4 protein-coding genes and 1 pseudogene are annotated in these 5,709 nt (G+C 70.2%); 4 read left to right on the top strand and 1 reads right to left on the bottom strand.

Annotated elements, in window-relative coordinates; genetic code table 11:
* The 4 genes from AX685_RS12890 to AX685_RS12905 form a co-directional block, all read left to right on the top strand.
* On the top strand, positions 1 to 705 hold a 705-nt coding region (locus tag AX685_RS12890), incomplete at its 5' end, for a sugar phosphate nucleotidyltransferase (RefSeq protein ID WP_269450488.1).
* A 64-nt stretch (positions 706 to 769) separates the two neighbouring features.
* Positions 770 to 2,221, top strand: a complete 1,452-nt coding sequence (glgA, locus tag AX685_RS12895) for a glycogen synthase GlgA (RefSeq protein WP_066489298.1) — start codon at positions 770 to 772, stop codon at positions 2,219 to 2,221.
* Positions 2,218 to 3,837: an alpha-D-glucose phosphate-specific phosphoglucomutase gene (locus AX685_RS12900; protein ID WP_066489300.1), complete on the top strand. Its 1,620-nt coding sequence runs from the start codon at positions 2,218 to 2,220 to the stop codon at positions 3,835 to 3,837. Before glgA ends, AX685_RS12900 begins: the two co-directional genes overlap by 4 nt.
* Positions 3,834 to 5,567 carry a glycogen debranching protein gene (locus AX685_RS12905; protein ID WP_066489302.1) on the top strand — a complete coding sequence of 578 codons (1,734 nt, stop codon included), beginning with the start codon at positions 3,834 to 3,836 and terminating at the stop codon, positions 5,565 to 5,567. Before AX685_RS12900 ends, AX685_RS12905 begins: the two co-directional genes overlap by 4 nt.
* Here AX685_RS12905 and AX685_RS22660 read toward each other — a convergent pair.
* A pseudogene (locus AX685_RS22660) lies at positions 5,530 to 5,709 on the bottom strand (hypothetical protein); the annotation flags it as partial. The gene AX685_RS12905 and the pseudogene AX685_RS22660 overlap by 38 nt on opposite strands.

Below are 5,709 nucleotides of genomic sequence, written 5' to 3' on the forward strand. Positions count from 1 at the left end.
GTCGAGAAGCCCGCCGATCCCCCCGCGATCCCCGGCCAGCCCGACGTCGCGCTCGCCAGCCTGGGCATCTACGTCTTCCACACCCGCACGCTGATCGAGGAACTGCGCCGCGACGCCGCCGACCCCAAGTCGAGCCGCGATTTCGGCAAGGACATCATCCCGCACCTGGTGACGGGCGCGAAGGCGGTCGCGCACCGTTTCTCCGCCAGCTGCGTCCGCTCGCCCGAGGAACCCGCCGCTTATTGGCGCGACGTCGGCACCGTCGATGCCTATTGGGAAGCGAACATCGACTTGACCGACGTCGTGCCACAGCTCGATCTCTACGACCGCGAATGGCCGCTGTGGACCTATGCCGAGCTGACCCCTCCCGCCAAGTTCGTCCATGACGAGGACGGGCGCCGCGGCCAGGCGGTGTCCAGCCTGATCTCCGGCGACTGCATCATCTCCGGCGCCAACATCCATCGCAGCCTGGTGTCGACCGGCACCCGCGCGCGCAGCTTCTCCTCGCTCGATGAGGCGGTCGTGTTGCCCTATTGCAAGATCGGGCGCGGTGCGCGGCTGTCGCGCGTCGTGATCGATCGCGGCGTGGTGATCCCCGACGGGCTGGTGGTGGGCGAGGATGCGGAGCTGGACGCGCGCCGTTTCCGCCGCACCGACAAGGGAATCTCGCTCATCACCCAGCCGATGATCGACGCGCTGGGATGACGATGCGGTGCCCCGTGCGCATCGCCGCCGGTTCGTGCCCCGCCGCTGGCGGCGGCCGCGCGCGATGACCATCGCGGCGCTTTCGGTCGCGTCGGAGGCCTATCCGCTGGTCAAGACCGGCGGTCTGGCCGATGTCGTCGGCGCGCTTCCCGCCGCGCTCGCCCCGCACGACGTGGCGGTGACGACGCTGCTGCCCGGCTATCCCGCGGTGCTGCGTTCGCTCGACAAGCCGCGCGCGATCCACCGCTGGCCCGACCTGCTCGGCACGCCCGCGCGGCTGCTGGCGGGCACGCTCGACGGCACGCACTCGCTGCTGGTGCTGGAAGCGCCCGTGCTGTTCGCGCGCGACGGCGGCCTGTACACCGATGCGCTGGGGCGCGACTGGGACGACAATTGGCGCCGCTTCGCCGCGCTGTCGCGCGCCGCCGCCGATCTGGCGTCCGGCGCGGTGAGGGGGCGGCGGTTCGATATCCTCCACGCGCACGACTGGCAGGCCGCGCTCGCCGCCGCCTATCTGCGCTACGCCCCCGGTCCGGGCACCCCGGCGCGCACGGTGGTAACGGTTCACAATATTGCCTTTCAGGGCCGCTACGATGCCGCGGTGTTCGCCGATCTCGCTCTTCCGGCCGAAGCCTTTGCGATCGATGGCGTCGAATATTACGGCGGCGTCGGCCTGCTGAAGGGCGGGCTGGAAAGCGCCGACGCGATCACCACCGTCAGCCCCACCTATGCGCGCGAAATCCTCGACCCCGCGTTTGGCATGGGGCTGGAGGGGCTGGTCGCCGCGCATGCCGCGCGCGTCACCGGTATCGTCAACGGCATCGATCCGGCGGTGTGGAACCCCGCGACCGACGCGGCAATGGCCGCGCGTTACACCGATCGCACGCTGCCGCGCCGCGCCGCGAACAAGCGCGCGGTGGAGGCGCAGTTCGCGCTGGACGCCGGCGACGGCCCGCTGTTCACCGTCATCAGCCGGCTGACCTGGCAAAAGGGCATGGACGTGCTGGCCGAATGCCTCGACGCGCTGGTTGCGGCGGGCGGGCGGCTGGCGCTGCTCGGTTCGGGCGACGCGGCGCTCGAACATGCCTTTCGCCTTGCCGCGGATCGCCATCCGGGGCGCATCGGCGTGCACATCGGCTATGACGAACCCCTGTCGCATCTGTTGCAGGGCGGGGCGGACGCGATCCTGATCCCGTCCCGCTTCGAACCGTGCGGGCTGACCCAGCTCTATGGCCTGGCCTATGGGTGCGTGCCGGTCGTCGCGCGCACCGGCGGGCTCGCCGATACCGTGATCGACGCGAACGAGGCCGCGCTCGACGCCGGCGTCGGGACCGGGATACAGTTCAACCATGTGTCGCGCGACGAACTCCATACCGCGATCGCGCGCACCATCGCGCTTCACGCCACGCCGGATCGCTGGGCGATGATCCAGCGGCGCGGGATGCGCAGCGACTTTTCCTGGGCGAAGAGCGGCCTGCGCTACGCCCAACTCTACCGGGGGCTTTGCACTGCATGATCCGTACCGTCCCGACCCAGCCGTTCGGCGATCAGAAGCCGGGCACGTCCGGCCTGCGCAAGAAGGTGAAGGTCTTCCAGCAGCCGAACTATGCCGAAAACTTCATCCAGTCGGTGTTCGACGTGGTGGAGGGGAAGCAGGGCGCGACGCTGGTGATCGGCGGCGACGGGCGCTACCTCAACCGCACCGTGATCCAGACCGCGATCCGCATGGCCGCCGCCGCCGGCTTCGCGCGCGTGGTGGTGGGGCAGGGCGGCATATTGTCCACTCCGGCCGCCTCGCACCTGATCCGGCGGCGCGGCGCGCTGGGCGGGCTGGTACTGTCGGCCAGCCACAATCCGGGCGGCCCGGCCGAGGACTTCGGGATCAAGTATAACGTCGCCAACGGCGGTCCAGCGCCCGAAAAGGTGACCGAGGCGATCCACGCGCGCACGCTGTCGATCACGCAATGGCATGCCGCCAGCGGCCCCGACCTCGACCTCGACACGCCGGGCGAGGTGACGGTGGAGGGAATGACGGTCGAGATCGTCGATCCTGTCGCCGATTATGCCGACCTCATGGAAACGCTGTTCGATTTCGACGCGATCCGCGCCGCCGGGCTGACCGTCGCGTTCGACGCGATGAGCGCGGTGACCGGCCCCTATGCGACCGAGATTCTCGAACGCCGATTGGGTTTCGCGCCCGGCACGGTGCGCAACGGCACCCCGCTGGAGGATTTCGGCGGGCACCACCCCGACCCGAATCTGGTCCATGCGCGCGACCTGTACGATCTGATGCTGTCCGCCGACGCGCCGGATTTCGGTGCCGCGTCGGACGGCGACGGCGATCGCAACCTCATCATCGGGCGCGGGCGGTTCGTCACCCCGTCGGACAGTCTGGCGATGCTCGCGGCCAATGCGCATCTCGCCCCCGGCTATGCCGCCGGGCTGGAGGGGATCGCGCGCTCGATGCCGACCAGCGCCGCCGCCGATCGCGTCGCCGCCGCGCTGGGCATCCCCGCGTTCGAGACGCCGACCGGGTGGAAATTCTTCGGCAACCTGCTCGACGCCGGCATGGCGACGATCTGCGGCGAGGAAAGCGCGGGCACCGGCAGCGACCATGTCCGCGAAAAGGACGGGCTGTGGGCGGTGCTGCTGTGGCTCAACATCCTTGCCGCAACCGGTAAGAGCGTCGATGAGATCGCGCGCGACCACTGGGCGCGCTTCGGCCGCAACTATTACGCCCGCCACGATTACGAGGGCGTGGACAGCGCCGCCGCCGACGCGCTGATCGCCGCGTTGCGCGCCGATCTGCCGGCGCTGCCGGGGCGGCGCTTCGGCCCGCTCACCGTCGCCGCTGCGGACGATTTCGCCTATCGCGATCCCACCGATGGGTCGATCAGCGCCAATCAGGGCGTGCGCGTACTGTTCGACGGCGGCAGCCGGGTCGTCTTCCGCCTGTCGGGCACGGGCACCAGCGGCGCGACGCTGCGCGTCTATCTGGAGCGCTATGAGCCGGCGGACGGCTATCTCGATACCGACACCGGCACGATGCTGGCCGATATCGTCGCCGCGGCGGAGGAGATCGCCGGGATCGCGCGCCATACCGGCCGCACCCGTCCCGACGTGGTGACGTGACCGCGACGCTCGCGGGCGACGCCGTCGTCTTTTCGGTGCGCAGCCCGCGCGCCGACACCGTCTGGCTGTGCCTGTTCGACGACGACGACGGGGAACGCCGTATCGCGATGGCGCGCGACGGCGACGACTGGCGTGTCACGGTCGCCGGTATCGGGGAGGCCGCGCGCTACGGCTATCGCGCCGATGGCCCGCCACCGTTCGACGTGGCCAAGCTGCTCGTCGATCCCGAAGCCGTCACGCTCGACCGTCCGTTTGCCTATGATCCGCGCCTCGGTGTCGTCGGTCAGGATACCGCTGCGCTGGTGCCGCGCGCGATCGTCACCGCGCCGCTGCCCGCGCTCGATCTGCCGCCATTGTTCGAACCGGGCGGGGTGATCTACGAACTCAACGTCCGCGGTTTTACGATGCGGCATCCCGACGTGCCCGCGACGCAGCGCGGGACGATCGCGGCGCTGGCGCATCCCGCTGTGATCGCGCACCTGCGCCATATCGGCGTCGACGCGGTCGAAATGATGCCGGTCGTCGCGTGGATCGACGAACGCCACCTGCCGCCGCTCGGCCTGTCGAACGCCTGGGGCTACAATCCGGTCGTGCCGATGGCGCTCGATCCGCGGCTGGCGCCTGGCGGCATCGCGGAACTGCGCGCGACGGTCGCGGCGCTGCGCGCTGCCGGGATCGGGGTGATCCTCGACCTCGTCTTCAACCATACCGGCGAAAGCGACCTGATGGGGCCGACGCTGGCGCTGCGCGGGCTGGACGATGCCATGTACGCGCGCGCGCCCGACGGCACGCTCATCAACGATGCCGGGACCGGCAATACGCTCGATTTCGCGAACCCGGCGGTGCGGCGGCTGTTCCTGGCGTCGCTGCGCCATTTCGTGACGCAGGCGGGGGTCGACGGCTTCCGCTTCGATCTGGCGACGGTGCTGGCGCGCGGGCCGGGGTTCGACGCGGCCGCGCCGGTCTTCGCGGAGATCGCCGCCGATCCGCTGTTGTCGCGCCGCGTGATGATCGCCGAGCCATGGGATACCGGGCCGGGCGGCTACCAGCTGGGTGCCTTTCCCGACGGCTGGCTGGAATGGAACGACCGCTTCCGCGACGACGTCCGCCGCTTCTGGCGCGGCGACGGCGGGGCGGGGGCGCTGGCGACGCGGATCGCCGGGTCCAGCGACATCTTCGGCGCCGACCGCACCCGCAGCGTCAATTTCGTCGCCGCGCACGACGGCTTCACGCTGGCCGATACCGTCCGCTACGCCGATCGCCGCAACCACGCCAATGGCGAGGGCAATCGCGACGGCCATCATGGCGAGCTGTGCTGGATCAGCCCCGATCCCGACGCGGACGCCCGCGCGCTGCTGGCGACGCTGTTTGCCGCGCGCGGTACGGTCCTTTTGTGTGCCGGGGACGAATTCGGGCGCACGCAGCGCGGCAACAACAACGCCTATGCGCAGGACAATGACATCACCTGGCTCGACTGGACGGGCCGAAACCGCGATCTGGAGGCGTTCGTGGCGCATTTGTCCGCGCTTCGTCGCGGTGCGTCCCCGCTACGCACCGTCGCGATTCGTCACGACCTGGCGTGGTTTTCCCTCGACGGGACGCCGCTTTTGGACGCCGACTGGGCGTGCGCACCGGGTTTCGTGATGCAGCTGGACGACGTGCGCGTGACGGTCGATCGCCCCGCGCGGACGGTCACGATCGCGGACGGGCGTCCCGCGTCGCCTCGCTGACGCGCAATAATTCGGCGTCCGTCAACGGCTTGGCGAACTCGCACCCGAACATCTCGCCATCGCCCCACACGATCCGCGCATGCCGGATCAGCTCGCCGGGCAGCGACAGGTTCAACACCGACCCCACCCGCAACGCCACCCC

This window comes from Sphingomonas sp. CCH9-F2, from assembly GCF_001556735.1.
Lineage (GTDB): Bacteria > Pseudomonadota > Alphaproteobacteria > Sphingomonadales > Sphingomonadaceae > Sphingomonas > Sphingomonas ginsenosidimutans.